The sequence below is a fragment of the Kribbella sp. ALI-6-A genome (genome assembly GCF_001984195.1).
Lineage (GTDB): Bacteria > Actinomycetota > Actinomycetes > Propionibacteriales > Kribbellaceae > Kribbella.
In genome coordinates this window covers 1,951,385-1,977,575 of the sequence record NZ_MTQN01000012.1, presented here as the reverse complement: position 1 = coordinate 1,977,575, position 26,191 = coordinate 1,951,385, and the positions used below count along the sequence as shown (strand labels likewise).

25 protein-coding genes are annotated in these 26,191 nt (G+C 69.4%); 7 read left to right on the top strand and 18 right to left on the bottom strand.

The genetic code is table 11. The annotated features are described in order from the left end of the window. Positions 1-162: 162 nt before the first annotated feature. The 7 genes from BWI15_RS35930 to dacB all read right to left on the bottom strand — a co-directional run bounded on the left by BWI15_RS35930 (position 163) and on the right by dacB (position 7,643). Positions 163-423: a Txe/YoeB family addiction module toxin gene (locus tag BWI15_RS35930; RefSeq protein WP_077018913.1), complete on the bottom strand. Its 261-nt coding sequence runs from the start codon at positions 421-423 to the stop codon at positions 163-165. Then, positions 420-662 (bottom strand): type II toxin-antitoxin system Phd/YefM family antitoxin, encoded by a 243-nt coding sequence (locus BWI15_RS35925; RefSeq protein WP_077018912.1) that lies wholly within the window; start codon positions 660-662, stop codon positions 420-422. The genes BWI15_RS35930 and BWI15_RS35925 overlap by 4 nt, the downstream gene beginning before the upstream one ends. A gap of 51 nt (positions 663-713) precedes the next feature. After that, a complete protein-coding gene (gene folE, locus BWI15_RS35920; RefSeq protein WP_077018911.1) occupies positions 714-1,286 on the bottom strand; it encodes a GTP cyclohydrolase I FolE in 573 nt (190 codons plus the stop codon). Positions 1,287-1,290: 4 nt separating this feature from the next. Beyond that, complete coding sequence (ftsH, locus tag BWI15_RS35915; RefSeq protein ID WP_077018910.1) at positions 1,291-3,321, bottom strand: ATP-dependent zinc metalloprotease FtsH; 2,031 nt, start codon at positions 3,319-3,321, stop codon at positions 1,291-1,293. A gap of 213 nt (positions 3,322-3,534) precedes the next feature. Then, on the bottom strand, positions 3,535-4,086 hold the full coding sequence (hpt, locus tag BWI15_RS35910) for a hypoxanthine phosphoribosyltransferase (RefSeq protein ID WP_077018909.1): 552 nt from the start codon (positions 4,084-4,086) through the stop codon (positions 3,535-3,537). 4 nt (positions 4,087-4,090) lie between these two features. Further along, positions 4,091-6,205: a tRNA lysidine(34) synthetase TilS gene (gene tilS, locus BWI15_RS40785; protein ID WP_441327747.1), complete on the bottom strand. Its 2,115-nt coding sequence runs from the start codon at positions 6,203-6,205 to the stop codon at positions 4,091-4,093. Positions 6,206-6,281: 76 nt separating this feature from the next. Continuing rightward, on the bottom strand, positions 6,282-7,643 hold the full coding sequence (gene dacB / locus BWI15_RS35895) for a D-alanyl-D-alanine carboxypeptidase/D-alanyl-D-alanine endopeptidase (protein WP_077018907.1): 1,362 nt from the start codon (positions 7,641-7,643) through the stop codon (positions 6,282-6,284). A gap of 50 nt (positions 7,644-7,693) precedes the next feature. Here dacB and BWI15_RS35890 point away from each other — a divergent pair, with 50 nt between their 5' ends. After that, positions 7,694-8,182 (top strand): inorganic diphosphatase, encoded by a 489-nt coding sequence (locus tag BWI15_RS35890; protein ID WP_077018906.1) that lies wholly within the window; start codon positions 7,694-7,696, stop codon positions 8,180-8,182. 108 nt (positions 8,183-8,290) lie between these two features. Here the strand turns inward: BWI15_RS35890 and BWI15_RS35885 are convergent, their stop codons facing one another. After that, positions 8,291-8,623, bottom strand: coding sequence for a MerR family transcriptional regulator (locus tag BWI15_RS35885; RefSeq protein ID WP_077018905.1), 333 nt, complete (start codon positions 8,621-8,623; stop codon positions 8,291-8,293). A gap of 848 nt (positions 8,624-9,471) precedes the next feature. On the opposite strand from BWI15_RS35885, the gene BWI15_RS35880 reads away from it, so the two are divergent. Then, on the top strand, positions 9,472-11,049 hold the full coding sequence (locus BWI15_RS35880) for an alpha/beta hydrolase (RefSeq protein ID WP_077018904.1): 1,578 nt from the start codon (positions 9,472-9,474) through the stop codon (positions 11,047-11,049). A gap of 60 nt (positions 11,050-11,109) precedes the next feature. Further along, positions 11,110-11,928: a DUF1700 domain-containing protein gene (locus tag BWI15_RS35875; RefSeq protein ID WP_077018903.1), complete on the top strand. Its 819-nt coding sequence runs from the start codon at positions 11,110-11,112 to the stop codon at positions 11,926-11,928. Between the two features lie 273 nt (positions 11,929-12,201). Here the strand turns inward: BWI15_RS35875 and BWI15_RS35870 are convergent, their stop codons facing one another. The 3 genes from BWI15_RS35870 to BWI15_RS35860 all read right to left on the bottom strand — a co-directional run bounded on the left by BWI15_RS35870 (position 12,202) and on the right by BWI15_RS35860 (position 15,889). Then, a complete protein-coding gene (locus tag BWI15_RS35870) occupies positions 12,202-13,533 on the bottom strand; it encodes a C40 family peptidase (RefSeq protein WP_237771606.1) in 1,332 nt (443 codons plus the stop codon). Positions 13,534-13,913: 380 nt separating this feature from the next. Then, entirely contained in the window at positions 13,914-14,732 is an 819-nt protein-coding gene (locus BWI15_RS35865; protein ID WP_077018901.1) for an endonuclease/exonuclease/phosphatase family protein, read from the bottom strand. 71 nt (positions 14,733-14,803) lie between these two features. Beyond that, positions 14,804-15,889, bottom strand: coding sequence for an oxidoreductase (locus BWI15_RS35860; protein WP_083751196.1), 1,086 nt, complete (start codon positions 15,887-15,889; stop codon positions 14,804-14,806). Between the two features lie 99 nt (positions 15,890-15,988). Between BWI15_RS35860 and BWI15_RS35855 the strand changes: the two genes are divergently transcribed. Further along, on the top strand, positions 15,989-16,888 hold the full coding sequence (locus tag BWI15_RS35855) for a bile acid:sodium symporter family protein (RefSeq protein ID WP_077018900.1): 900 nt from the start codon (positions 15,989-15,991) through the stop codon (positions 16,886-16,888). On the opposite strand, the gene BWI15_RS35850 is transcribed toward BWI15_RS35855, so the two are convergent. Together BWI15_RS35850 and BWI15_RS35845 are read right to left on the bottom strand one after the other, a co-directional pair. Beyond that, positions 16,885-18,168 (bottom strand): ThuA domain-containing protein, encoded by a 1,284-nt coding sequence (locus tag BWI15_RS35850; RefSeq protein ID WP_193432211.1) that lies wholly within the window; start codon positions 18,166-18,168, stop codon positions 16,885-16,887. The genes BWI15_RS35855 and BWI15_RS35850 overlap by 4 nt on opposite strands. Positions 18,169-18,289: 121 nt before the next feature. Beyond that, positions 18,290-19,153 (bottom strand): helix-turn-helix transcriptional regulator, encoded by an 864-nt coding sequence (locus tag BWI15_RS35845; RefSeq protein ID WP_077018898.1) that lies wholly within the window; start codon positions 19,151-19,153, stop codon positions 18,290-18,292. A gap of 100 nt (positions 19,154-19,253) precedes the next feature. Here BWI15_RS35845 and BWI15_RS35840 point away from each other — a divergent pair, with 100 nt between their 5' ends. Further along, complete coding sequence (locus tag BWI15_RS35840; RefSeq protein ID WP_077018897.1) at positions 19,254-20,003, top strand: SDR family oxidoreductase; 750 nt, start codon at positions 19,254-19,256, stop codon at positions 20,001-20,003. Here the strand turns inward: BWI15_RS35840 and BWI15_RS35835 are convergent. From BWI15_RS35835 to BWI15_RS35815, 5 genes are all read right to left on the bottom strand, one after another. Then, positions 19,997-20,299 carry a thiamine-binding protein gene (locus BWI15_RS35835; protein WP_077018896.1) on the bottom strand — a complete coding sequence of 101 codons (303 nt, stop codon included), beginning with the start codon at positions 20,297-20,299 and terminating at the stop codon, positions 19,997-19,999. The two genes, BWI15_RS35840 and BWI15_RS35835, sit on opposite strands and share 7 nt — an antisense overlap. A gap of 36 nt (positions 20,300-20,335) precedes the next feature. Continuing rightward, on the bottom strand, positions 20,336-21,949 hold the full coding sequence (locus BWI15_RS35830; RefSeq protein ID WP_143466110.1) for an MDR family MFS transporter: 1,614 nt from the start codon (positions 21,947-21,949) through the stop codon (positions 20,336-20,338). Next, positions 21,946-22,608: a TetR family transcriptional regulator gene (locus BWI15_RS35825; protein WP_077019534.1), complete on the bottom strand. Its 663-nt coding sequence runs from the start codon at positions 22,606-22,608 to the stop codon at positions 21,946-21,948. The genes BWI15_RS35830 and BWI15_RS35825 overlap by 4 nt, the downstream gene beginning before the upstream one ends. 85 nt (positions 22,609-22,693) lie before the next feature. Continuing rightward, on the bottom strand, positions 22,694-23,845 hold the full coding sequence (locus BWI15_RS35820) for a methyltransferase (protein ID WP_077018895.1): 1,152 nt from the start codon (positions 23,843-23,845) through the stop codon (positions 22,694-22,696). 25 nt (positions 23,846-23,870) lie between these two features. Beyond that, positions 23,871-24,362 carry a YajQ family cyclic di-GMP-binding protein gene (locus BWI15_RS35815; protein WP_077018894.1) on the bottom strand — a complete coding sequence of 164 codons (492 nt, stop codon included), beginning with the start codon at positions 24,360-24,362 and terminating at the stop codon, positions 23,871-23,873. Positions 24,363-24,516: 154 nt separating this feature from the next. Here BWI15_RS35815 and BWI15_RS35810 point away from each other — a divergent pair, with 154 nt between their 5' ends. Then, positions 24,517-24,963 (top strand): MarR family winged helix-turn-helix transcriptional regulator, encoded by a 447-nt coding sequence (locus BWI15_RS35810; protein WP_083751194.1) that lies wholly within the window; start codon positions 24,517-24,519, stop codon positions 24,961-24,963. Beyond that, positions 24,960-26,180 (top strand): MFS transporter, encoded by a 1,221-nt coding sequence (locus tag BWI15_RS35805; protein ID WP_077018892.1) that lies wholly within the window; start codon positions 24,960-24,962, stop codon positions 26,178-26,180. The genes BWI15_RS35810 and BWI15_RS35805 overlap by 4 nt, the downstream gene beginning before the upstream one ends. The last annotated feature ends 11 nt before the right edge of the window (positions 26,181-26,191 follow it).

Sequence of the window (26,191 nt, the reverse complement as noted above, 5' to 3'; positions counted from 1 at the left end):
AGTCGGAACGCCACTACGGAACGTAAACGTTCAGCCACGGAATGTCCATGGGAAACAGCCTCTGAGTTCTCAACGACTTGAATCCCTCGGGGCTATGCCCCCAACCCCATCGAACACAAGAACGGCCCCATCGGCAGACACCGAAGGACCGCTCGAGGGTCGCTATTTCCCGTAGTGGAATCGCGCTTGCAGGATCACCAGATCGTCCCCGTCGACCAGGTAGACGAGTCGATGCTCGGAATCGATCCGGCGGGACCACGCACCTTGCAGCATGTGCTTCAGAGGCTCCGGCTTGCCGATACCGCTCTGGGGATCTCGGAGCGCATCATCGATCAACTTGTTGATGCGCTTGACCTGCTGCCGCTCCGTCTGCTGCCAGTACTTGTAGTCTTCCCAGCCGTTCGGGGTGAAGACGAGCCTCACGTCAGCTCGTGCTCTTCCCGTTCACCACGCTGAGCCTGGGCCAGACTTTCCAGCAGCCTGCGGGCGTTGGCCGGCACCCGGAGGAGGTGCGCCGTCTCTTCGAGAGCACGGTAGTCGTCCATCGACAGCAGAACAGCGTCACCGGCCTTGGAAGTGATCTCCACCGGGGTGTGATCCTCGTTCACCTGCTCGATCAGTGGAAAGAGGTCACGCCGAGCAGCCGATGCCGTGATCGCCATGCTTCACCCTCCGGTCCTAGTGGTACAAGAAATGGTACCACTATACCGGGTTCAGCCGACGATCAGGCTCATCGCTTCGGCGCGGGTGGAGGGGTTGCGGAGCTGGCCGCGGACGGCGGAGGTGATGGTCTTCGCGCCGGGTTTGCGGACGCCGCGCATGGTCATGCACAGGTGCTCGCACTCGATCACGACGATCACGCCGCGCGGTTTGAGGATCTCCACCAGGGACTCCGCGACCTGCGTGGTCAGCCGCTCCTGCACCTGCGGGCGCTTGGCGTAGACGTCGACCAGGCGGGCCAGCTTCGACAGCCCGGTGATCCGGCCGTCCGGCCCGGGGATGTAGCCGACGTGCGCGACGCCGGTGAACGGGACCAGGTGGTGCTCGCACATCGACCACACCTCGATGTCCTTGACCAGGATCATCTCGTCGTGGCCGAGGTCGAACGTCGTGGTCAGCACGTCCGTCGCGGTCAGCCCCAGCCCGGCGGTGATCTCCGCGTACGAGCGGGCCACCCGGGCCGGGGTCTCCTTGAGGCCTTCCCGGTCCGGGTCCTCGCCGATCGCGATCAGCAGCTCGCGAACGGCCCGCTCGGCCCGCTCGTGGTCGAACGTGGGCAGTGTCACCGGGTTACTCCGCCGGAGGGGTCGCGCCGCCGCCGTAGTTCGGGCCGTGGGCCGCCTCGTCGGGGCCGACCGAACCGCCGGGGATCACGTCGGACAGCGAACCGTTCTGCTCGCCGCGGCTCGGCAGCGGCATCACCGGCGGCTGCTCCGACGGCACCCGGGTGGACGAACCGGTCCAGGCCGGCCGGAGCTCCCGCTTGCGCACCGGCGCGAAGATCTCGGCGATCTCGCCCTTGTCCAGCGTCTCCTTCTCCAGCAGCTGCTCGACCAGGTGGTCGAGCACCGCACGGTTCTCGACCAGGATGTCGAAGGCTTCCTGGTGCGCGTTCAGGATCAGCTTGCCGACCTCCTCGTCGACCGCCGCGGCGATCTCCTCGGAGTAGTTGCGCTGGCTGCCCAGGTCGCGGCCAAGGAACGGCTCACCGGAGTCCTGGCCGAACTTGATCGCGCCCAGCCGCTCGGTCATGCCGTACTGCGTGACCATCGCGCGGGCCAGCGCGGTCGCCTTCTCGATGTCGTTGCTCGCGCCCGTGGTCGGGTCGTGGAACACCATCTCCTCGGCGGCGCGGCCACCGAGCATGTAGGCCAGCTTGTCCAGCATCTCCGACCGGGTGGTGGAGTACTTGTCCTCGTCCGGCAGCACCATCGTGTAGCCCAGCGCGCGACCGCGCGGCAGGATCGTCACCTTGTGCACCGGGTCGGAGTGCGGCAGCGCGGCGGCGACCAGGGCGTGTCCACCCTCGTGGTACGCCGTGAGCACCTTCTCCTTGTCCGACATCAACCGGGTCCGGCGCTGCGGACCGGCGATCACCCGGTCGATCGCCTCGTCGAGCGCGTGCTTGTCGATCTGCTGCTTGTTCAGCCGGGCGGTCAGCAGGGCCGCCTCGTTCAGCACGTTGGCCAGGTCGGCACCGGTGAAGCCCGGCGTCCGGCGGGCGACCGCGGTCAGGTCCGCGTCCTCGGCCATCGGCTTGCCGCGGGCGTGCACCTTGAGGATCTTGTCGCGGCCCGGCAGGTCCGGCGCGTCGACCGGGATCTGCCGGTCGAAGCGGCCCGGCCGCAGCAGCGCCGGGTCGAGCACGTCCGGCCGGTTGGTCGCGGCGATCAGGATCACACCGCCGCGGACGTCGAAGCCGTCCATCTCGACCAGCAGCTGGTTCAGCGTCTGCTCGCGCTCGTCGTGGCCACCGCCGAGGCCCGCACCACGGTGCCGGCCGACGGCGTCGATCTCGTCGATGAAGATGATCGCCGGCGCGTTGGTCTTGGCCTGCTCGAACAGGTCGCGCACCCGGGAGGCACCGACACCGACGAACATCTCGACGAAGTCCGAGCCGGAGATCGAGTAGAACGGAACGCCCGCCTCACCCGCGACCGCCCGCGCCAGCAGCGTCTTGCCCGTACCGGGCTGGCCGTACAGCAGCACGCCCTTGGGGATCTTCGCGCCGACCGCCTGGAACTTGCCCGGCTCCTGCAGGAACTCCTTGATCTCGCCGAGCTCCTCGATCGCCTCGTCGGCCCCGGCCACGTCCGCGAAGGTGGTCTTCGGGGTGTCCTTGGTGACCAGCTTGGCCTTCGACTTGGCGAAGCTCATCACCCGGGAGCCGCCGCCCTGCATCGAGTTCATCAAGAAGATGAACACGACCGCGATCAGCAGGAACGGGATCAGCGTCGAGAACACCTGGCCGATGAAGCTCGGCTTGGGGTTCTCTACGTCGTACCGCTCGATCTTGCCCTGCTGGAACAGCGTCTGCAGCGACGTACCGAGAGTGTTGGCCTGGCCGTCGACCCAGTGCGCCCGCACCTTGGAGCCGTCGGTCTTCTCGACCCGGATCTCCTGGTCGGGATCGATCAGCGTCACCGACTTGATCGTCTTGTCCGACGAGGTGGTGGCCTGCTGGATCAGCTGCACGACCTGGCCGGTGGGCTCGGTCTTGTAGCCGTTCGGGCCGGACAGGAGCTGCCCGATGATCAGGACGCCGAGGAAGGCGATGACGATCCAGAACAGGGGTCCGCGGAAGATGCGCTTCACGTCCATGATCGAGGCTCGAGCCCCGTCCCTCCTAGCTCAGCAGGCCCGGGTGAGGGGGCCTTCGACGGTAACACCATCCCAAGTGTCTCGTGTCGCACAAGACAACACACCACGAGGGTCACCAGACGACGGTACGGTCCGTTGTACAGCCTGTCACCAAGTCCCCGCCTGGACCGGGCTGAACAGCCGTCGAGCGACTCAGGAGCGGACGGGCGGAGCTCAGGAGTAGACGTGCGGCGCGAGCGTGGCCACGCAGCGCAGGTTGCGGTACTTCTCGGCGTAGTCCAGCCCGTAGCCGACCACGAACTCGTCGGGGATGTCGAAGCCGACGTACTTGACCGGCACCGCCATCTTGGCCGCGTCCGGCTTGCGGAACGCGGTGCAGATCTCCACCGAGGCCGGCTTGCGCGACTGCAGGTTGCTGACCAGCCAGCTCAGCGTCAGCCCGGTGTCGATGATGTCCTCGACGATCAGCACGTGCCGGTTGGAGATGTCGGTGTCCAGGTCCTTGAGGATCCGCACCACCCCGGACGACTTGGTGCCCGAGCCGTACGACGTGACGGCCATCCAGTCCATCTCGACGTGCCGGCTGAACGAGCGGGCCAGGTCCGCCATCACCATCACGGCGCCCTTGAGGACACCGACCACCAGCAGGTCCTTGCCCTCGTAGTCCGCCTCGATCCGGGCCGCCAGCTCGTTGAGCTTGGCCAGGATCTCCTCCTCGGTATGGAGGATCTCGGTCAGGTCCTTCTCGATGTCCGACGCGTCCACACGGTTAGCCTGACACACCCCGCGCCAGATGGATGAATCCGCCTCGGCGGATCGCCCGGATCGCTTGTGGCAGGTCGATCCAGCGCTGCCCCCGCCAGTCGGTGATCAGCGCGTCGACGGCGGCGACGTGGCCGGCGGTCAGGTCGGTGGCGTGGCAACCGGCTTCCAGCGCGGCCTGGCGCAGCACCCGCGTCCGGATCGCCTGCGGCTCCGCGGCGAGCATGCCGAGGTCACAGACCACCTCCTCGCCGGTACGCCGTACCGCTGTCTCGGCCAGGTCGGCGGCGAGCGCGTCGAGCGCGTCGGCGTCCGCCCGGAGCAGCCCGGCGGTCCGGGCCAGCGCTTCGGTCACTCCCGGACCGAGCGCCTCCTCGATCACCGGGAGCACCTCGTGCCGTACCCGCACTCTTCTGTACTGCGGGTCGTCGTTGTGCGGGTCGTGCCACGGCCGCAGCCCGGACGCGATGCACGCGGCAGCCGTGGTGGCGCGCGGAACCTCCAGGAGCGGCCGCCGCAGCAGGCCGGCGACCGAAGCCATCCCGGCCAGGGACCGCGCACCGGACCCCCTCGCCAGCCCGAGCAGGACGGTCTCCGCCTGGTCGTCGCGGGTATGGCCCAGGAGTACGACGTCCGCACCGACCGCGTCGGCCGCGTCACGCAGTGCGTCGTACCGGGCTGTGCGGGCGGCGCCCTCGGGTCCGCCGTCGCTACCGACCTCTACTGCCCGCACCTCTACCGGGTCGAGCCCCAGCGAGCGGCACTGGTCAGCTGCAACTGCCGCCACGTGCGAGGAGTCAGCCTGCAGCCCGTGGTCGACGATGACCGCTCCGGCCCGCAGCCCCAGCTTCGGCGCCTCGAAGGCGGTGGCAGCAGCCAGCGCCAACGAGTCGGCTCCACCCGAGCAGGCGACGAGCACCGTCGTTCCCGCCGGCAGATCGGCGAGCGCGGACCGGACGCCCTCACGGACGCGCGCGACCGCCGGATGGAGCTTTCCTCGTCTGCTGTCCACCAGCTCCTCGACGGACTCAGCCGTGAAGTCTGCTGATCCAGGCATCCGGGGTGGCGATCTCGTTCTTGGTGGGCAGCGTGTTCGGGCCGGTCCAGACCTTGTTGAAGCCCTCCATGCCGACCCGGTCGAGACCCGCCGGACGAACGCGGCACCGTCCTGGTACTGCTTCAGCTTGGCGTCCAGACCGAGCAGCCGCTTGAGCAGCTGGTCGACCGGGTTCCCGCTGGAGCGGCGCGCGGTGAACTTGGACCGGATGGTGTCCACGGTCGGGATCACCGACGGCCCGACCCCGTCCATCACGAAGTCCGCGTGGCCCTCGAGCAGCGACATCACCGCGGTCAGCCGGTCCAGCACAGCGCGCTGCTCCGGCGACTGCATCAGGTCGACCAGGCTCAGGTCCGCCTCACCCTTGACCGACCGGCCGAGCCGCTGCACGGCCTCCCGGAACATCGCCGCGTACGCCGAGGCGTCCAGCTCCGCCTGGTCCAGGAACAGGGCGATCTCCGACCGCAGGTGGTCCCGCAGCCAGGGCACCGCGGTGAACTGCACCCGGTGGGTCTCCTCGTGCAGGCAGACCCAGAGCCGGAAGTCCCGCGGTACGACGCCCAGCTCGTTCTCGACGTGCATCACGTTCGGCGCGACCAGCAGCAGCCGACCGGTCAGGCCGGGACGGCCCGGGTCGGGCTGGGCCGGGTAGAACGGGTCGAACTGCCCGAGCACCCGGGAGGAGAGAAAAGCCAGCAGCGCGCCGGCCTCGATCGCGGTGACCCGGGAGCCGACGGCGGACGACAGCCCGCCGGTCTTCTCCTGCTTCTCCCGCAGCTTGTCGGCCAGCGGCGCCAGCACGGTCCGGAAGCCGTCCGCGTTGGCCTGCACCCAGCCGGGCCGGTCGACGATCACCACCGGAGCGGTCGCCGAGGTCGCCTGCAGTCCGGTGAACTCCCGGACGTGGTGCTCGGAGTCCGTGGCGAACTGCCGCAGCTGGGCGACCACCTGGTCCGCCTCCGCGCGGCTGACCACAGGGCCCGGCCGCAGAAGCTTCCGGGCCACTCCGGTCGCCAGCTGCCAATCGACCATCTCGGCCGTGGTTCCACCTTCAGCCGTACTCATAGTCCGACCCTAGTGGCATGTTCCAACATGCGCTCCCGGAACGCGGGTGACAGCGGCGGAGCAGGAGCTGAACCGGCTAGGCCGCGCAGCCGCAGGTGGCCAGCGCGGCGACGGCCCGGTCCAGCGCAGCTCTGGCCTCCAGCGGCTTGTTCGCCGGTACGGCGTCCGTGGCGACCGCGAAGACCAGCAGTGACCCGGTCCGGCTCCTCACCAGCCCGGCCAGCGAGTGCACTCCGGTCAGCGTGCCCGTCTTGGCCCGCACCAGCCCGGTCCCGGCCGACGTACCCGGTGCGGCGAACCTGTTCTCCAGGCTTCCGGTGAACCCCGCCACCGGCAGCCCGCTGATCAGGTGCCGCAGCTCCGGGCGGCTCACCGCGACCCGGACCGCCCCGGCGAGCAGGTCGAGCGGCACCTGGTTGGTCCGCGACAGCCCGCTGCCGTCCTCGATCCGCGCCTTGTTCACGTTCAGCCCGAGCTTGGTCAGCGTGGCCCGCAGTCCCTTGATCCCGCCGGCGTACGAGCCGCCGTTGTCCGTGGCCAGCCCGACGTGCCGCAGCAGCACCTCGGCGCCGTCGTTGTCGCTGTGCAGGTTCACGTACTCGACGATGTCGCCGACCGGCGCCGACCTGACCTCGGACACCTTCTCGGCCGCGGCGGGAGCCGCCAGCGGCTTCACGCCCGGGGCGACCTTGATGCCCGCCGTCCGCAGCAGCGTCGCGAACGACGCGGCGGCCGCCGCGGCCGGCGACGCGGCGCGCTTCGACAGCCCCGGGGTGATCCGGCCCTCGTTCACCCACAGCGCGGAGGTCGGCGCGGCGATGCCTTCGGGGACGTAGTTCGGCTCCCACTTGGCGTTGGCCGCCGGGCCGGTGAACAGCCTCGCGTCGTACCCGAGCGTGACCGAGGTGACTCCCTGCTCGCGCAGCGACTTCGCCGTACTGGTGGCCAGGTCCTGCAGCGTGGCCCGGACCGGGAAGTCCAGCGGGTTGCCGGATCGCCTGAGCGTCAGCAACGGGTCGCCGCCACCGACCAGGATCAGCGAGCTCCCGCTCCGCACGGTCGAGGTGGAGAACCAGTGATCCGGTCCGAGCGTCTCCAGCGCCGCCACGGTGGTCAGCAGCTTCAGCGTGGACGCCGGGACGTACGGGCGCGTCGTACCGACCGAGTAGACCGTCTTGCCGCGCGACGCGTCGTACACGGTGGCGCCGTAGTGCTTGCCGAGCGACGGGTCGGCCAGAGCGGCCGCCAGCACCTTCCGTACGCCGGCCGCGGTGGGTACGACACCTTCGGCCTTCGCCGGGGCGAGCACGACGGGCGCCGCCGCACCGGTGGTGACGCCCCGCGGTGAAGCGGGCACTGCCTGCGCCCCGCCGACCAGTCCGGCTAGCGCGGTGCCGGCGGCCAGCGTGACGAAGACCGCACGGAGAGGACGGGCCACCAGGCTGCTCCTGTCATTTGGTCGGTCCGAACCGTGACAGTATCTGCCGTATGGAGTTCGACGTCTTCATCGAGATCCCCAAGGGCACCCGCAACAAGTACGAGCTGGACCACAAGACGAACCGGCTGCGGCTCGACCGCACCCTGTTCACGTCCACTCAGTACCCCTCCGACTACGGGTTCATCGAGGACACCCTCGGTCAGGACGGCGACCCCCTGGACGCGCTCGTGCTGCTGCCCGAGCCGACCTTCCCCGGCTGCCTGATCCGCGCCCGGGCGATCGGCATGTTCCGGATGACCGACGAGAAGGGCCCGGACGACAAGGTGCTCTGCGTGCCGGCCGGTGACCCGCGTCAGGAGCACCTGCGCGACATCCACCACGTGCCGGAGTTCGACCGCCTCGAGATCCAGCACTTCTTCGAGGTCTACAAGGACCTCGAGCCGGGCAAGTCGGTCGAGGGTGCCACCTGGGTCGGCCGCGCCGACGCCGAGGCGGAGATCACCGCGTCCTTCGAGCGCCTGAAGGTCGAAGGCCACTGATCGTCTCCCCGGCGGGTCCGCCGGGGACAGCACAAGACCTCCGCTGGGACCAGCGGAGGTCGTCTCGTCGTTCCAGGATCTGGACGACGTACTGCGGCGTGGTGCCGCCTAGGCCTGCGGCGGCTGTTCCTTGGCGCGCATCTGCTCGTTGATCCGCAGCGCCTCGGCGAGCTGGTCCTCCAGGATGATGATCCGGCACGCCGCCTCGAGCGCCGTGCCCTGGTCGACGAGCTCGCGGGCGCGTGCGGCCAGCCGCAACTGGTAGCGGGAGTACCGGCGGTGGCCGCCCTCGGACCGTTGCGGGGTGATCAGTTTCGCCTCGTCGAGGCTGCGCAGGAACCCCGGCGTGGTGCCGAGCATCTCGGCGGCCCGGCCCATCGTGTAGGCGGGGTAGTCGTCGTCGTCGAAGTGTGCCGGCCCGGTCGTCTGGGCTGAACTCATCGGGGTCTCCGTGGGTGAATCTAGGATCATCGGACTCCATGTCGAAGGGCCCCGGCGCGTGAAGCGCCGGGGCCCGAGGTTGGATTTTGTCACCATCTCCGGCCGTGAGGCCGGTCAAACACATCCGCAGCACGCCAACTGAAGGCCGTCACTGCGGGGATCGCTGAATGCGTAACCGAAGACCACCTTCCCATCACGATGGAACTACGGCACCCGCCCGGCGAAGTACTGGCACTGGCGGGCGATCCCTGACGGTGAACCCATCCTCCTTACTCGCGGACAACTGACTTCAATTACTGGTACTGCAACTACTGATACCGCAACTGCTGGTACTGCAACTTCAACTACTGGTACTTCAACTGCTGGTACTGCAAACAACTGGTACTGCTGTACGGAACTGCAACCACAACTTGCAACTGACTACGTACTGCAACTGCTGGTACTTCTACTGCAACTGAACTACCTACTACCAACTGCTCGTACTACCAACTACTCGCTCCATCAAGCCGCGGACCTTTTTCAACCACTGGCCTCGGCGACTCTGGACGGAGCACGGCGCGAAACCCGAGCCCTTCCACTGATCGGCCCGGCGGAGTCCGCCGACGTACCACTTCTTCACTTCTCGGACAGATCGTCAGCTGTCCACGTCAGCTTCGCTGTTCTTTCTCCGTCAACACGAAGAACTCTACACACCTCACCGAGCAATGTCTAATCTCGCCAGCACAGATTTTGCGATCGCTCCGCAGGAGGTTCCGGGAGCTCCTGCAGGTAGCTGCAGAGTTCGACCGCTGACCGCCTGTCGCGGGTAGGTTGCCCTGCGTCCGTACGCCCGACGGAGGGAAGCAACCATGAACTGGAAGCGCCTCACCCGGCCGGCCGCGACCGGCGCCGTCCTGCTCGTCCTGTTAGCAGGCCTCGTCACTCAGCCCACGGCCTCCGCGACCTCCACCCAGGCGCGAGCCGAGCAGCCGGCGCGCACCATCAAGTGGACACCCTGCGCGGAATCCCCAGCGTTCTCCTGCGGCACCATCACCCTTCCGGTCGACTGGGCCGACCCGAACGGGCCGACCTTCGAGCTGGCGCTGGCCAAGCGACCTGCCGACGACCCGGCGTCGTCGAAAGGCCCGCTGTTCATCAACCCGGGCGGTCCCGGCGGCTCCGGCGTGAGCTATGCCTTCACCGCGGGCAACCTGTTCAGTCCGGCGATCCTGCGCAGCTTCGACATCATCGGCATCGACCCCCGCGGCGTCGCGCGCAGCCACCCGGTGGTCTGCTCGGCGTCCGCCCTCGACCAGCCCGGCTTCACCGTCCTGCCGCGCACGCCCGTGGAGTTCACCGCGCTGGCCAAGTACAACCAGCAGCTCGCCGAGGACTGCCGCGCGCAGACCGGCCCGCTGTATGACCACGTCGACTCGGTCTCGGTCGCCCGCGATCTCGACGCGGTCCGCGCCGCACTGGGCGCCGACAAGCTGAACTGGTACGGCGCGTCGTACGGCAGCCTGATGGGCCAGATGTACGCCGAGCTGTTCCCGCACCGGATCCGCAGCATGGTCAACGACGGCAACATGGACCATAGCCTCGGCAAATGGGCGTTCCTGCTCAGCGAGGGCGCCTTCGTCGAGGACTCGTTCCAGCAGTTCGCCGACTGGTGCGCGAAGAGCGCCAACTGCGCGCTCAACGGCCAGAACGTCTCCACGGTGTACGCCGACCTGCTCGCGAAGGCCGACGCCGGCAAGCTGGTCGACCCGTCGGACGGTTCGACGGTGGACACCTGGTCGCTGCTCGACGTGACGCAGTTCTACTTCAACCGTCCCCGCTGGGTGCAGCTCGGCCAGCTGCTCGCGTCACTGCACAGCGGAAGCACGACCGCCACCACCCTGCGCAGCGCACAGTCGGAGCTCGCCAAAGCCCGCGGCACCACCCCGAACCGCCGCGCCGCCGACGAGCTGGTCGAGGACGTCCGCCCGCACTTCTGCCAGGACTGGTCGGTCCCGGTCAGCGGCTTCCAGGAACTCGACGCGATGTACCGGACGAGCCTGAAGGTCGCCCCGCGGATGCGCGCGTCCGTCCTGGCTCTGTCCTCGATCACCTCCTGCATCGGCGTCCCCGGCACCGTGAACAACCCGCAGCACCGCCTGCGCGTGACGGGCGCGCCGACCATCCTGATGCTCAACGGCCGGCACGACCCGGCCACCGGCTACGCCTGGGCGCTCAACGCGAAACACCAGCTCGGCAAGGGCGCCGTCCTCGTCACCTACGAAGGCGCCGGGCACGTCGTCTACTCCCGCACGGCCTGCACCCGAGCCGCCGCCGACAACTACCTGCTCGATCTCACCCTCCCCGCCGACGGCACCCGCTGCGCGGCCAACAACCCAGCCCTGACCACCCGAGCCGCAGGCCCTTCGGAGACCACCGCGCGCTGGTGACCTTCCGCTATTCCACATTGCACAGTAGCCTCTACCGCAGAACACCTCCGGGAGGCTTTTGTGACGACCACCGATATCGCCAGCGGCTATCTCCGGCGCGTCCGCGCCGAGCTGGCCGACCTGCCGGCGTACGAGCTGGAAGAGGTGATGGACGACATCACCGCGCACCTGACCGAGCTCAGCCAGGAGCTCCGCACCCCGGAGCTCCTGGAGGCTCGGCTGGGCACGCCGCAGCAGTACGCCGCTCAGCTCCGCGCCGCCGCCGGTTATCCGCCGCAGGCGAGCAACGCCGGTCCGGCCGACCGCGGTACCGCGGCGCTCGGCTGGCTCGCCTTGTCCACGGTCCTGACCCCGGCGCTGCTGATCGCGTGGTTCGCCCGGGACCTCGACTCGTCGCCCGCCGTCTTCGGCTGGCTGGCAGCCGGCCTGCTCCCGGCGATCCTCGGACTACTTGCTTTGCGCAACCATGATCCGTCGGTCGTCACCAGCACCCCGGCCTGGATCCGGTACGAGCAGCGCCTGCACCAAGTGCAGTCGGCGCTGCCGGCCGGCCTGCGCCGGGACCTGGTGGTGATCGGCCAGCCGGTGTGGTGGGTGCTGCGCGGCGCGATGGCGGGAGTGGCCCTGTGCGGAGTCCTCGCACGAACTACCGAAGCCGGACCGCTGCTGGCGGCCGCGCTCGTCGGCGCACTGGTGTCGATCAAGCTGGGCCGGCTCTCCCAGTCCGACCGGCGCTGGCTGTGGCTGCTCGTACCGCTCAACGCGGTCGCCGTGCTGGCAGTGGCGATCCTCGTGATCGGCGGCACCAGCGCCTGGGGCTGGGACGGCTACAGCTTCGACGGCGTTCACCGCGTCCCGGACTACCTCACCAACCGATGAGCGAGTAGGAGCGCGGCTGCCGGCACTCGGGCTCGGGTGCCGGCTGCTCGACCGGCGCGACGTCCGGCCGGGTCTCTCCTGGGCAGTTGGCGGCCTCCTGTGTCGGGGCCGCGGCGGGGCGCCGCCGGGTGAGAACTGCGGCGAGTCGGGCTCTGCTGCGGGTTCGGGTCATCAGCTACCACCGTTCTGCTGGGCATCGGCTCAGGTGCGGTGTCAGGGGCGGGCTGACGGGGGTGCGGCGGCGGCCGGGACAGACCGCCGCCGCTGCAAGGTTCAGGGACGACCGAAGAAGTCCGGGTCCTCCCAGTAGTAGACGCTGTCAACGGTGACCGGCCGGCCGGTGCGCGGCGCGTGCACCATGCGGCCACCGCCGAGATACATCGCGACGTGGAAGATCGTGCCGGGGTCGTCGGCGTTCTCGGCCCAGAAGATCAGGTCGCCCGGCCGCAGCTCGTCCTCGGAGATGTGCCGGACCTGCTCGTACTGCGCGACGCTGTAGTGCGGCAGGTCGACGCCGGCCTTCTTCCAGGCCTTCATCGTCAGGCCCGAGCAGTCCCACGCGTCCGGACCGGCGGCGGCCCAGACGTACGGCTCGCCGAGCTGGGACAGCGCGAACGCGATCGCGGCTCCCGCGCCCCGGCGGCTGGGGGTGCCGCCGCCGTTGCCCGGCCGCTCGATCTTCGGCTTCGGCTTCTTCTTCGGCGGCTTCGGCGGCTTCGGCGGGTTGGTGCCCCGCCTGGCCGCCTCCTCGCGCTCTTCGCGTTCCTTGCGGGCCTGCGCGGCTGCGGCCGCGGCCGCGGCCTCGGCCCGCGCGGCGGCTGCCTGAGCGCGTTCGGCGGCCTCCTTCGCGGCGATCCGCCGGCGCAGTTCCTCGGCCTTCTTCGCGGCCAGTGCGGCGGCTCGCTGGCGCGCAAGCTCCTCGAGTCCCCGCTGCCGCTGGTCGGCGACCTGGTACGACGTGTTGCGCAAGCTCGCCAGCAGACCGATCTGCTGTTTGCGTTCGGCACCGATCGCCGCGACGGCCGAGGCCTGGTTCGCCTCGGCGGCCTCGGCGGCCTTCTTCGCCGCGGCCGCTTCGTCGGTCGCGGCCTGGACCTTGGTGACGGCCTGGTCGGCCTGCACCTTGAACGCGTTGCTGACCACCTGGGTCGCGGTGAACCGCAGGTACGACCCCTGCATCGCCTGCGACACCGACCGGGCCGCGCCGGCCGAGTCGAGCAGCGCCTGCGGCCCGTCGGCGCTGAGCAGCGGCGCGAGTTGCGCGACGTCCCCGCCACCCTGGTACGACGCCGCGGCGAACCGGCCGATCTGGCGCCGTTGGTCGGCGAGCGTCTGGGCGGCCTTCTTCGCCCGGGCCGCGGCCGCGGCGGCTTCGGTCTTGGCCTTCTGGAGCCGGTACAGCGCGCCGTTGTACTTCTCGGCGGCGATGCCGGTCTCCCGGCCGAGCTGCTCGAGGCGGGCGTTCGCGCCGGCGAGCCGCTGCTCGATCGCGGCCACCTGCGCGGCCTTGTCGGCGGCGGCCTTCTTCGCCGCGTCCACCTGGGACTGCGACGGAATGACCGGTGGCCGAGGGTCGGCCTGGGCCGGCACGGTGGTCAGGGCCATGGTGCCGGTCAGACAAACCGCGAGCACTCCGGAGAGCAAGGCTCTACCGGTCTTCCCAGTGCCTACGACCCATCTGCCCGACGTAGCCCCCGAGGGCGTCCGCATCGGGTACTTCCTTCCGCCGGTCGCGAACTCCTTCCCCAGAGTTCGCGATCTTTTGGTCCTTCTGGACCTCATACGTGACACTAGTTGCCTTCAGCCCCATTGGGAACAGCTTTCACACGAATAACTTTGTTGCACGTGCGTGTCGGCTTGACAAACTACAAGCTTGTAATTCACGCGCCCTGAAGTAGGCGCCGTCGGCAACCGGTCGCCAAGGCAACAAAAAACCGGCGCCCTCCGCGAGGCGGAGGACGCCGGGACGAGCCGGGCGGGGAAGGTCAGCGCAGGGTGTAGGTGGCAACCACGGGCAGGTGGTCGGAGGCCAGGGTCGCCGGCACCGACGCGGACGTCGGACGCAGGGCCGCGCTGTGCAGCAGGTAGTCGATCCGGGCGGTCGGGTTGCTCGCCTCGATCGTGTAACCCGGGCCGGAGCCGACCTGCGGCCAGGTGTCGCGCCAGACCGCGGTCAGGGTCTTGATCTCCGGCGTGGTGGCCGCGGCGTTGAGGTCGCCGACCAGCAGCGTCGGCTGCTTCGAGCCACCGAGCAGCTCGACCACCTTCTGCGCCTGCTGCAGCCGCTCGGCGTTGTTGTTGTGGGTCAGGTGCGTGTTCGCGAACCGCAGCTCCTGGCCGCGGACCTTCAGCGTCGCGACCGCCAGCCCGCGCTGCTCGCCGGCCGGAGCCTTCGGCAGCAGCGTGTTGTGGAAGTCCTTGATCGGGAAGCGGGACAGCACCGCCGTCCCGTACTGGCGCCGCGGCTCGCCCGCGTTCACCGGCGGCAGGTCGAGGTTCGGGGCGTAGCGGTAGTGCATCTTCAGCCGGCGCGCCAGCCACGCGGCCTGGTCGACCCAGTTGCTGCGGTCGCCCCAGTGGTTGTCGACCTCCTGCAGCCCGACCACGGAGGCGCCGGACTTCTCGATCACCGTCGCGATCCGCTCCAGGTCGAGCACACCGTCGACGCCGGCGCCGTGGTGGATGTTGTAGGTGATCACGGTCAGCGTCCGGTCGTCGGCGCGCGGACCGGCCGCGGCGGCGGTCGGCAGCACCATCAGCAGTCCCGCGACAGCGGCGATCAGGCTCTTGGGAAGAATGCGCATGACCTCAATCCTGGTCGAACCGGTGCGACCTCGGCACGTCGTCCGGGTGTCGCCGAGTTGAACAAACCGACTCACCGGGTCAGGCGGCCGACGGCCCCCTTCACACCGGACGCCCAGCATCCCGCCTGCGGACCGTGACCGGCGCACTCGACACTGTCGAAGTTCGCGTCGGAGAACTGCGTCCAGCTGTGCCCGCCGTTCAGGCTCACGTCACTGCCCGACGGCCCGACCGCGACCACCGTCGCGAGCGTGCCGGGCACGAACGCCGATCCGCTGCGGTAGCCCTTGGGCGCCTGCTCGGCCGGGACGAGCCGCCAGGTCCGGCCACCGTCGTACGTCACCGAGGCTGCCTTGACCGCCTGGTCCGGCTTCTCGAAGTCGCCGCCGACCGCGACGCCGTACAGCGGGCCACGGAACGCGAGGCTGAAGATCCCGGCCGCCGCGCCACTGGCCATCGGCGAGTCGGTCACCGTCCAGGTGCGGCCGCCGTTGACGGTCCGGAAGACCCGCGGCCGATCAGCGCCACCGGTCGCGAACCACGCCGTCCGACCGGGGCCGGCGACCAGGCAGGTCCCGCTGGCCGCGAAGGCGAACTCGCCCGGCAGCGCGGCCGGCATGCCCTTCGTCGACTGGATCTGCCACGTTTTGCCGCCGTTCGAGGTCTCGGCGATCCGGAACTTGCCGTCGACCGGGTCGCTCAGCGCGAGCCCGTGCCGGGAGTTGTTGAAGTCCAGGCAGTCGTAGAAGGCGTTCGGATCGGTGTTGCGGAACGTCTCGGTCCAGCTCCGGCCGCCGTTCTCGGTCCGGTAGACCCGCGAGTCCTCTCCGGGCCCGATCGCCAGCACCACCGCGCGCCGGGCGTCGAACGCCTCGACGTCGCGGAACAGCAGCGTGCCCGCGCCGGCCGGGCTCACGTTCTGCCACGCCTTGCCGCCGTTGGTTGTCCGCAGCACCTGCCCGGCGCTGCCCGCGACCCACGCGACGTCCTTGTTCACCGCCGCCAGCCCGCGGAACTGCGACGTACTGCCCGTCGGTGTCAGCTCCCACCGGTACGACGGCCGGTGGCCGTCCGAGCCACCGGCCGCCTGGGCCGGGAGCAGTTGACTGGTGGCGAGCAGAACTCCGGCCGCGAGCGCGGCGATGCGCAGGGTCTTCATGACCGGCAAAGCTAATACACCACCCGGCCGAGCACGAGCCCTTGCCGCCGCTCCGGGCGCACTGTCACTCTGAGCACCCGTGCCCCAAGGAGGCCTGCGTTGAACGACTCCGTGCTCACCTCGGTGCTGCTGCCGGTCGCCCTGGCCGTGATCATGTTCGGCCTCGGCCTGACGCTGACGGTCAAGGACTTCACCCGGGTGCTGCGGATGCCGCGCGCCGTACTGGTTGCCCTGGGCATCCAAGTGGTGCTGCTGCCGGTGATCTGCTTCGGCCTGGTCAAGATGTTCGGCCTGGCCCCGGCGCTCGCGGTCGGCATGATGCTGCTGGTCGCCTCCCCCGGCGGGACGACGGCCAACCTGTTCAGCCACCTCGCCGGCGGCGACGTCGCGCTCAACGTCACGCTGACCGCGGTGAACTCGGTGCTGGCCGTGATCACGCTGCCGATCGTGGTCAACCTGTCGCTGAACCACTTCCTCGGCGACGGGCAGATCGGCCTGCAACCGGCCAAGATGCTACAGGTCTTCGCGATCGTCCTGGTCCCGGTCGCGCTCGGCATGCTCGTGCGCGCCCGCCGTCCGTCGTTCGCCGACCGGATGACGCGACCGGTCAAGCTCGGCTCGATCGTCGTGCTCGCGCTGGTCATCTTCGCCGCGGTCTACACCGAGCGCGACAACGTGCTCGACTACCTGGTCGAGGTCGGCCTGATCGCGCTGCTGCTCAACGTGCTCAGCCTCGCCATCGGGTACGCCGTACCGCGGCTGACCGGGCTGGCCGAGCGCCAGTCGATCGCCTGCTCGATGGAGATCGGCATCCACAACGCCACGCTCGCGCTGACCATCGCGCTCAGCCCGTCGCTGCTCGGCAACAGCGAGATGTCGATCCCGGTCGCCGTCTACGGCATCGTGATGTTCTTCCCGACCGCCGCCTTCGCCTACTACCTGAGCCGCCGCGGCGTCCGGCCGGGCAACGAAACGCTGCCCGGCCGGACCGCCGTCTAGGCAGGTGTGAGCCTGAACGACTGGGACGCGGTCCCGTTGCAGGTCAACTGAACGAGCTGGACCGAGTCGGCAGTGGAGGCGCTGGGCACGGTGAGGCACTTGCTGCTGTGCCGGCTGACGAAGCGCCAGTATCCATTGCCCTCGGCAACAGCTTGCCACTGCTGGTTGTTGCCGCCGCTGTAGGTCCACAGTTGCAGGCCGGCGTTGTCGGCCAGGGACACGTTGGTGACGTCGACCACCTTGGTGGAGTCGTTGCGGTTGTTGATCCGGGTGAAGCCGCCCGACGTCGGCTGGAACTGAAAGTGCTGCGCCGTCGAGGCGTTGCAGGTGTACTGCTGGACGACCGTGCCGTTCGACGTACCGGCCGCGCGGGCGTCGACGCACTTGCCGCTGGCCTTGCTGGTCGCCGAGTACCAGGTGGTGGGCTCGGGCTGACCGGTCGGCGGGTCGACCGGCGGGGTGCCGCCACCGCCGAGCCACTTCAGCGCGTCCATCATGAACTGGTTCTGCGCGGCACTGTCGAATGTCGACGACAGCCGGGTGTTGGTCTGGTAGTTCATCGCGTTGTGGCCGAAGTTGGCGTAGATCATCTTGTAGTTCTTGTGCGCCCAGACGATCGGGTGGTAGCCGCTGTACCAGGTCTGGTTCGGGTCGGTGCCGACCGGATAGCTGCCCGGATCGATCGCGGCCAGGATCTGGAGGTTCGGGTTGGCGCGCAGGTCGTTCTGCCAGCCGTACCACTCACTGACCGAGGACCGGAACGTCGCGCCGGTGTTCGCCAAGGCGGGGTGGGTGCGGTTCTCGGTCCGCAGCGTCACCGCGGTCGGGCCCCAGGTGTTGGTGGCGAACCGGCCGGTCCCGAGCAGCGTCTGGTAGTACCACGGCCAGCTCGGCGTGTTCGCGTCGTTGTACGCCGACACGTGGAAGCCGAAGTAGGCGCCGCCGTTGTCCATGTAGCGCTGGAATCCGGCGCGCTGCGTGGCGTTCGTCGGGGCGTTGTCGAGGAACATCACCACCTGGTACTGCGAGGCGCTGAGGTTGTTCAGCCGGCTCCAGTCGTTGGTGGGGGTGTAGGTGAAGCCGTTCTGCGCGGCCAGTTGCGGGAACCGCTCGTTCGCCTCCTTGACGAAGTCGATGTGGGCGGCGTCCCAGGTCCCGCTGTAGAACGCGAGCACGTTGAAGCTCGCCTGAAGCTTCTGGTCCTGCTGAACCCTGGCTTCGGCAACGGGCACCGAGGCGAGCAGCAGCAGACCCATGATCAGGGCCAACAATCTGGGCATGACGGCAGGTCGGACGAAAGGCATGGGGGCGGTCCTTTCCGTGAACCGCGCGGACGGGGGCGATCCGCGCGGTGATCGGGCGGTCACAGCCCGATTTCAAGACTTAAACTAACTTTCAGTTTTAAGCCTGTCCAGAGTCTGCAAGCCCTTTCCAGAAGTTTCCTTCGTTACTCCCCACCACCGTCAGCAGCCGCAGCCGCTCGGCGCTCTCGCTGCCCGGGGTCGCGGTGAACACCAGCAACGTCTGCTGCTGGTCGCTGTCCGACATCACCTGGCAGTGCAACTCGAGTTCACCGACCACCGGGTGCCGGAACCACTTCGTCTGCGTGTGCGCGTGGCCGACCTCGTGCGCAGCCCACAGCGCCGCGAACTCAGGACTCTGCTCCGACAGCACGTGGACAATCGTCGCGGCCTGCGACTTCGGGCCGTCGGCGGCGTACACCTCCCGCAGCATCGAGACCAGGATCCGGCCGTGGTTGGCCCACTCGCGCTCCTGGTAGTTGCCCTTGTCACCCATGAACCACCGGTAGACGGCGAAGCGTTCCAGTCCGTCGTGGTTGGTCTGCTCGCCCTCGAACGCGACATGCGCCCGGGTCTGCGCGAGCGTCTCGCCGAGCCGGTTCAGCACCACCGCCGGGGTGTCGTCCAGCCGGTCGAGGATGCGCAGCAGGCCGGGGTTCACGTGATCCAGCCGGGTCACCCGGGGCGGCGTCCCGTGGCCGGCGAGCACGAACAGGTAGTCCCGCTCGGCCAGCGTGAGCCGGAGCGCCCGCGCGATCGCCGACAGCATCTCCGCCGAGGGTTGTGGCCCTCGGCCCCCTTCCAGCCGGCTGTAGTAGTCGGTCGACATCGACGCCAGCGCGGCGACCTCCTCGCGCCGCAGCCCCGGCGTACGACGGCGCCGGCCGCGGGGCATCCCGACGTCCTCGGGTTGCAGGGCTTCCCGGCGCTTGCGCAGGAAGTCGGACAGTTCGCCGTACTCCATGGGTCCAGGTTCGCAGGGTCCGGGCGGCTCAACCACTGCTTGCCGAGCAGTGGTTGAGCTCAGCCTGGTTACCGACGGCCGGCGGGCCAAAGCTGGAGCCATGAAAACGACTGGCAACACGATCTTCATGACCGGCGGCACCTCGGGCATCGGCCTCGGGCTGGCCCGCAAGTTCCGTGACCTCGGCAACACCGTGATCATCAGCGGCCGCCGCAAGCAGTTGCTGGACCAGCTCGCCACGGAGGAGGGCTTCGGCACGATCGAGCTGGACGTCGCCGACCCGGCCTCGATCCAGGCGGCGTACGAGACCGTCACCGCGCAGTACCCGGAGACCAACGTGCTGATCGCGATGGCCGGGATCATGCGTTCGGAGGACCTGCGCGATCCCGGACACCTGGCCGCGGCCGAAGAGACGATCGAGATCAACCTGCTCGGCACGATTCGCGCGATCACCGCGTTCACGCCGTTCCTGCTCGGCCGGCCGGACGCGGCGATCGTCACGGTGTCGTCCGGGCTGGCGTTCACGCCGCTGGCGATGACCCCGACCTACAGCGCGACGAAGGCAGCCGTGCACAGCTACACCGTGAGCCTGCGCCACCAGTTGGCCGGCACCGGCGTCCAGGTGATCGAGCTGGTCCCGCCGGCGGTGCAGACCACACTGCTCGAGGGCCGCGAGCCGAGCCCGCAGTGGATGCCGCTGGACGAGTTCCTGACCGAGTCGGTGCAGCTGTTCGCCGACCAGCCCGACGCCGACGAGATCCTGGTCGAGCGGGTGAAGTTCCTGCGCAACTCCGAGCTGGAGAACCGCTTCGAGCAGACCTTCACCACGCTCAACAACACGCCTCACTGATCCCCGAGGGCTTGCTCCAGGCGCTCGACCTTGGCGGTCAGCTGCCCGGTGTACCCCGGCCGGATGTCGGCCTTGAGCACCAGGCTGACCCGGGGTGAGACCGCGGCGACGGCGTCGACGGCCTGCTTGACCACCGCCATCACCTCGTCCCACTCACCCTCGAGGTTGGTGAACATCGCGTTGGTCTCGTTCGGCAGGCCGGAGGCGCGCACGACGCGGATCGCCTCGGCGACCGCCTCGCTCACGCCACCGGTCTCGTCCCCGGCGGCCGGGCTGATACTGAAGGCAACGATCATGCCCTCAGCTAACCAGCCCGGCGGTGACCGGCCGGCTCAGACGTCGTCCTGCCGCAGCCGGCCGGCCGCTTCCTCGTCGGCGCGGCGCTCGGCACCGCTGGTGGTGAGCAGCGGCTTCTCCTTGATGAACAGCACCGCGACCAGCGCGAGCACCGCGAACGGCACCGACATCATGAACAGATCCGCGGTCGCCGCGCCGTAGGCGTTCTCGACGGCGATCCGGGCCGGCTCGGGCAGCTCGGCGATGTTCGGCACGGTGCTGCCGCCGGACGACGAACCGCCCGGGTTCAGCGTCTCGGTGACCTGGTTGGCCAGGATCGCGCCGAGCACGCTGACGCCGATGGTGCCGCCCATGCTGCGGAAGAAGCTGACCGCCGAGGTGGCCGCGCCCAGCTCGCGCGCCGGGACGTCGTTCTGCGCGGCGAGCACCAGGTTCTGCATGACCAGGCCGATGCCGACGCCGAGGATCACCATGAAGCCCCAGAGCGTCATCTTGCCGGTGTGCGCGTCGATCGTGCCGAACAGACCCAGCCCGACCGGGAGCAGCACGCTGCCCACCACCAGGTAGATCTTCCACTTGCCGTACTTCGTGATCAGCCCACCGGCGACCGTGGAGGCGACCATCATGCCGAGGATCAGCGGCAGGCTCATCAGTCCGGCCTTGGTCGGCGAGTAGCCCTGCGCGATCTGGAAGTACTGCGCCAGGAACACCGAGCCGCCGAACATCGCCACGCCGACCAGGGCGCTGGCGACGATGGACAGCGTCACCGTGCGGTTGCGGAACAGGTCCATCGGGATGATCGGCTCGGGGTGCCGGCGCTCGACCAGGACGGCCGCGACGAGTGCCGCCAGCGCCGCCGCGACCAGCACGAAGCTCCAGCCCGACGCCCAGTCGAACCTGTTGCCGGCGAACGAGGACCAGACCAGCAGCGTGCTCACGCCGGCCGTGATCAGGAACGCGCCCCACCAGTCGATCCGCACTTCACGGCGTACGGTCGGCAGCTTCAGCGTGCGCTGCAGCAGCACGATCGCGGCGAGCACGAACGGCACGCCGACCAGGAAGCAGGCCCGCCAGCCCAGCGGCGAGTCGACCAGGAAACCGCCGAGCAGCGGTCCACCGACCGTCGCCGAGGCGAAGATCGCACCGAAGATGCCGGAGTACCGGCCGAGCTCGCGCGGCGGGATGATCGCGGCCATCACGATCTGCACCAGCGCGGTCAGGCCGCCGGCGCCCAGGCCCTGCAGCACCCGGCTGCCGAGCAGCACCTCGATGTTCGGGGCGAAGCCCGCGACCAGCGAACCGACCACGAAAAAGCCCAGCGACAGCTGGACCAGCAGCTTGTTGTTGTAGAGGTCGGCGAGCTTGCCCCACAGCGGCACGGTGGCCGTCATCGCGAGCAGCTCGAGCGTGACCACCCAGGTGTACGACGACTGGCTGGCGCCGAGGTCGTGGATGATGCGGGGCAGCGCGGTCGACACCACGGTGCCGGCCAGGATCGCGACGAACATGCCCATCATCAGGCCGGAAATGGCCTGGATGGTCTGCCGCGGCGTGAGCGCGGCGACCTGTGCGGCGGTCTCTTCCGGCGGAGTGGCTACAGGGACCTCGCCCCCCGCGTCGGACGGCGTGGGCGAAGAGGTCGTTGTCATGACTGACCTTCCTGGTCGATTCGGGACAGGGCGTGCGGGTCGTAGTCGGGATCGAGGCCGTGGGCAATCATCAGGAACGCCTCGTCGACCAGTGAGCTGAGCGTGCGGCCGGCCAGCTCCGGACCGGCCTGCTTGAGCTTCTCGGCGGCGACCCGGATCGCCGCGATGACCGTGGAGACGATCAGAGCCGGCGCGATCGCGCCGGGCGGATCACCCATGCGCTCGGCCAGCGCGGCGGACAGCGCCCGCTCGTCCTCGGCGCCGAGCAGAACGAACTGCGACAGCAGCGCCGGCGACTCGAAGATCAGGGCGACCTGCCGGGCCCGGTCGCCCTGCTCGTCCTCGAACTCGGCCAGCGTCCGGGTGATCAGCAGGCGCATCGTGGTCAGTGGCGAGTACTCGGCCGGGGTCTCCCGCAGCCGGGTCAGCGCCCGCTCCAGATCCTCCGGGTCGCGCCCGAGGATCGCGTGCTCCTTGTGCGGGAAGTAGTTGAAGAAGGTCCGCACGGACACGTCCGCGGCCTCACTGATCTCCTCGACCGTGACGTTGTCCGGCCCCTTCTCCACCGCCAGCCGCAACGCCGCGGCGGCCAGCGCCTGGCGGGTTTCCCGCTTCTTGCGCTCGCGCCGGCCACCGGCCGCGACGTCGTCGGTCTGCATCACGCCGTCCACGGTAGGCGCGAACTTGCAGTGCGTGCAAATTGTTTTCCGTGCAACTTTGCAGACCTGCACAGCCAGTGAACAGTCAGAAACCGGAGTCGGTGACGACCCCTTCGCGGATCGCTCGCCGCCGCCAGGTCCGCAGATCGTCCGGCAGCTCCGGTACGTCGCCGCCGGGGCCGCGAGCGAGGACAAGATGGACCAGTCGCCCGGCCAGCCGGAGCTGGGTCTGCAGCCCGAGCCGGTAGCCGCGCCGTTCGAGGACCGCCGGAAGGTCGAGCTCGACGTCACCGACGAGGCAGATCTTCGCAGCGGGATCGAGCGTGGCGGGCAGGCGGCGCCAGAACTTGTCGAGCGACCTGCCCAAGCTTCCCTGCGACTGCACCGCCACGTTCCACGGCGGATTGGTCAGCACGGCGTCGAGCGGCGGGCGGCCCTCGACCGTCGCCCCGGCGTCAACCTGCGAGATCGCCAGGGGGACGCCGGCCGCGGCGGCGTTCGCGCGGGTGTTCGCGACCCGCTCGGGATCGAGGTCGGCGGCCAGCACCCGCGCCGTCGGCCAGGTCAGGGCGGCCTCGATCGCGATCGTGCCGTCACCACAGAACGGGTCGAGGATCGTGGCCCCAGGCAACGGTCCGGCAAGGGCGGCCAGCGCGGCCGCGACCGGGGGCTGCAACGTTCCCGGACCGGTCTGAAGCTTGTAGTCCCGGCGGTGCAGCGGCCGGGCGGCCAGCCGCAGCGCGGCGATCGTGTCCGAGCCGCGCAGGAACAACCGCACGGTCAGGTCGGGCGTCCCACTGAGACCACCCTGGGGGTCCCGCGGCAGGAACTCACCGCCGACCCGCCGGGCGACGGCTCGGCCGGCGACGCCTTCGACGTCGTACCGGTTGTAGGTGCGCTTGCCCTCGATGCTCACGACGCAGTCGAAGGTGAAGCGACCGCGGAGGTCGCGAAGCGCCCGCACACTCGTCAGCGCGGCGTCCCAGTCGAGCTCGGCCAGCTGAGTGGCCAGCGCCGGTAGCGCGGCCTTGGTGGTGCCGGTCCCGGCCACGGTTCCGACCACCAGGAAGGCGTCCTCGGCACACCGCAGGCCGAGCACCCGCCGATCCGCGTCCGGCAGCTCGAAGGAGATTTCCCGCCGCGCCAGCCGGATCCGGCTCGCCGAGTCCAGCGACTCGGCGATCTCGGCCGCGCAGACCCACTCCAGTCCGTGCACGGACCTGGCGACCAGCTTCACGGTGATGCCGTCGGCAACGAAGCGGTCAGCGGTAGTTCACGAACTGGACGGCGAAGTCGAAGTCCTGCTTGTTGATCAGCGCCTGGACCTGCTGCAGGTCGTCGCGGCTCTTGCTCGACACCCGGAGCTCGTCGCCCTGGACCTGCGCCTTGACGCCCTTCGGCCCCTCGTCGCGGATCAGCTTGGAGATCTTCTTGGCGTTCTCCTGGCTGATCCCGTTGATCATCTCGACGGTGATCTTGTAGAGCTTGCCGGACGCGTGCGGCTCGCCGGCCTCGATGTTCTTCAGCGACACCTGCCGCTTGACCAGCCGGCCCTTGAACGCGTCCAGGACGGCGAGCGCGCGCTGGTCGCTGTTCGCCTGGATCTCGACCGCGTCACCGGCCCACTTGATGCCCGCGTCCACACCCTTGAAGTCGAAGCGCTGGTTGATCTCCTTGGCCGTCTGCTGGAGGGCGTTGTCCACCTCCTGACGGTCGAGCTTGTTCACGATGTCGAAGGAGGATTCGGAGGCCATCGTCGGCTCCCTTCTCTGCAGCTCGGTGGTGCACGGGTGTTCCGGCGCCACTCTATGACGACCGCCGGGCCGGACGCGGCGCAGCGGTCCGCGGCGGCGTGATCCGCGCCTCACCAGCTGGAGATGCATAGGAGTGCTATGTAATCTCGGAAGGGTGATCGCGACAGACCTCTCCCAGCTCGGTGTCGACGCGGTGGTGGCCGCGGCCCGGTTCACCCGGCTGGCCAGCCGGGACGTGAGCGCGTTGCCGCACGCGGCGATGCGGTTGCTGGGACGGCTCGACGAGCTCGGGCCGACCCGGATCAGCGAGCTGGCCAAGGCCGACCGGTGTTCGCAGCCGACGATGTCGACGCTGGTGCAGCGGCAGGAGGACAGCGGGCTGGTCCGGCGGGAAGCCGATCCGGCCGACTCCCGGGCCAGCTTGATCAGCCTCACCGACGCCGGCCGCGCTGAGCTCGACCGGGCCCGGCGCGAGGCGGGTGACGCCGTCGCACGGCGGCTCGTCCACCTGCCGGCCGACGACGTCCGAACCCTTGAGGCCGCGGTCACCGTCCTGCACAAGATCCTCACCCTCGAACCGACGGAGGACACCCCCCGGTGAGCAGCACCAGCAGCTCTTTCCTCAAACAACCCAAGTCCGTCTGGGCGGTCGCTTTCGCCTGTGTGATCGCCTTCATGGGCATCGGCCTGGTCGATCCGATCCTCAAGCCGATCGCCGAGCAGCTGCACGCCAGCCCGTCTCAGGTGTCGCTGCTGTTCACCAGCTACATGGCCGTGATCGGCGTCGCGATGCTGATCACCGGCGCGGTCTCCAGCCGGATCGGCGCGAAGCGCACTCTGCTGATCGGTCTCGCGATCATCGTGGTGTTCAGCGCGCTGGCCGGTCTGTCGAACTCGATCGGCGCCATCGTCGCCTTCCGGGCCGGCTGGGGCCTGGGCAACGCGCTGTTCATCGCGACCGCGCTGGCCACCATCGTGAACTCCGCGGCCGGCTCGGTCGCCCAGGCGATCATCCTGTACGAGGCGGCGCTGGGTGTCGGCATCGCGGCCGGCCCGCTGGTCGGCGGTGAGCTCGGCACGATCTCCTGGCGCGGCCCGTTCTTCGGCGTCGCCGTACTGATGACGATCGCGCTCGCCGCGACCGCGTTCCTGCTGCCCGCCTCTCCTCCGGCCCCACGCCGTACGTCGATCCTCGAACCGCTGAAGGCGTTGCGGCACCGGTCGCTGGCCACCGTCGCCGTGACCGCGCTGCTCTACAACTTCGGCTTCTTCACGCTGCTCGCGTTCACCCCGTTCCCGCTGGCCATGTCGGCCCGGCAGATCGGCCTGATCTTCTTCGGCTGGGGCATCGGTCTGGCCCTCACCTCGGTGTTCGCGGCGCCGTGGCTGCAGCGCCACTTCGGCACGCTGCCGGTCGTGATGACGTCGCTGCTGCTGTTCGCCGCCGACCTTGCGGTGATGGGGCTCTACGCCCACCACCGCGGCGTACTGGCGGTCGGCGTGGTCGTCGCCGGTCTCTTCCTGGGCGTGAACAACACCCTGATCACCGAGGCCGTGATGGCCGCGGCTCCGGTCGAACGCGGTACGGCGTCCGCGGCGTACAGCTTCGTCCGCTTCTCCGGCGGCGCGGTCGCGCCCTGGCTGGCAGGCAAGCTCGGCGAGGAGATCAACATCCAGCTGCCCTTCTACGTCGGCGCCTTCGCGGTGCTGCTCGCGGTCGGCGCCCTGGCCACCGGGTGGAAGCCGCTCGCCCACCTGCGGATGCCGTCGGCGCACTCCAAGGCCGAGGCCGACGCGGTCACCGTGGCCGACGCCTGATCCTCAGCGCG

Excerpts from the sequence above, each read along its gene's own strand:
- BWI15_RS35925 (WP_077018912.1), bottom strand. The coding sequence starts at position 662 with ATGGCGATCACGGCATCGGCTGCTCGGCGTGACCTCTTTCCACTGATC.
- ftsH (WP_077018910.1), bottom strand. The coding sequence starts at position 3,321 with ATGGACGTGAAGCGCATCTTCCGCGGACCCCTGTTCTGGATCGTCATC.
- tilS (WP_441327747.1), bottom strand. The coding sequence starts at position 6,205 with ATGAGTACGGCTGAAGGTGGAACCACGGCCGAGATGGTCGATTGGCAG.
- BWI15_RS35890 (WP_077018906.1), top strand. The coding sequence starts at position 7,694 with ATGGAGTTCGACGTCTTCATCGAGATCCCCAAGGGCACCCGCAACAAG.
- BWI15_RS35885 (WP_077018905.1), bottom strand. The coding sequence starts at position 8,623 with ATGAGTTCAGCCCAGACGACCGGGCCGGCACACTTCGACGACGACGAC.
- BWI15_RS35880 (WP_077018904.1), top strand. The coding sequence starts at position 9,472 with ATGAACTGGAAGCGCCTCACCCGGCCGGCCGCGACCGGCGCCGTCCTG.
- BWI15_RS35870 (WP_237771606.1), bottom strand. The coding sequence starts at position 13,533 with ATGGCCCTGACCACCGTGCCGGCCCAGGCCGACCCTCGGCCACCGGTC.
- BWI15_RS35865 (WP_077018901.1), bottom strand. The coding sequence starts at position 14,732 with ATGCGCATTCTTCCCAAGAGCCTGATCGCCGCTGTCGCGGGACTGCTG.
- BWI15_RS35860 (WP_083751196.1), bottom strand. The coding sequence starts at position 15,889 with ATGAAGACCCTGCGCATCGCCGCGCTCGCGGCCGGAGTTCTGCTCGCC.
- BWI15_RS35850 (WP_193432211.1), bottom strand. The coding sequence starts at position 18,168 with ATGCCCAGATTGTTGGCCCTGATCATGGGTCTGCTGCTGCTCGCCTCG.
- BWI15_RS35845 (WP_077018898.1), bottom strand. The coding sequence starts at position 19,153 with ATGGAGTACGGCGAACTGTCCGACTTCCTGCGCAAGCGCCGGGAAGCC.
- BWI15_RS35840 (WP_077018897.1), top strand. The coding sequence starts at position 19,254 with ATGAAAACGACTGGCAACACGATCTTCATGACCGGCGGCACCTCGGGC.
- BWI15_RS35835 (WP_077018896.1), bottom strand. The coding sequence starts at position 20,299 with ATGATCGTTGCCTTCAGTATCAGCCCGGCCGCCGGGGACGAGACCGGT.
- BWI15_RS35830 (WP_143466110.1), bottom strand. The coding sequence starts at position 21,949 with ATGACAACGACCTCTTCGCCCACGCCGTCCGACGCGGGGGGCGAGGTC.
- BWI15_RS35825 (WP_077019534.1), bottom strand. The coding sequence starts at position 22,608 with ATGCAGACCGACGACGTCGCGGCCGGTGGCCGGCGCGAGCGCAAGAAG.
- BWI15_RS35815 (WP_077018894.1), bottom strand. The coding sequence starts at position 24,362 with ATGGCCTCCGAATCCTCCTTCGACATCGTGAACAAGCTCGACCGTCAG.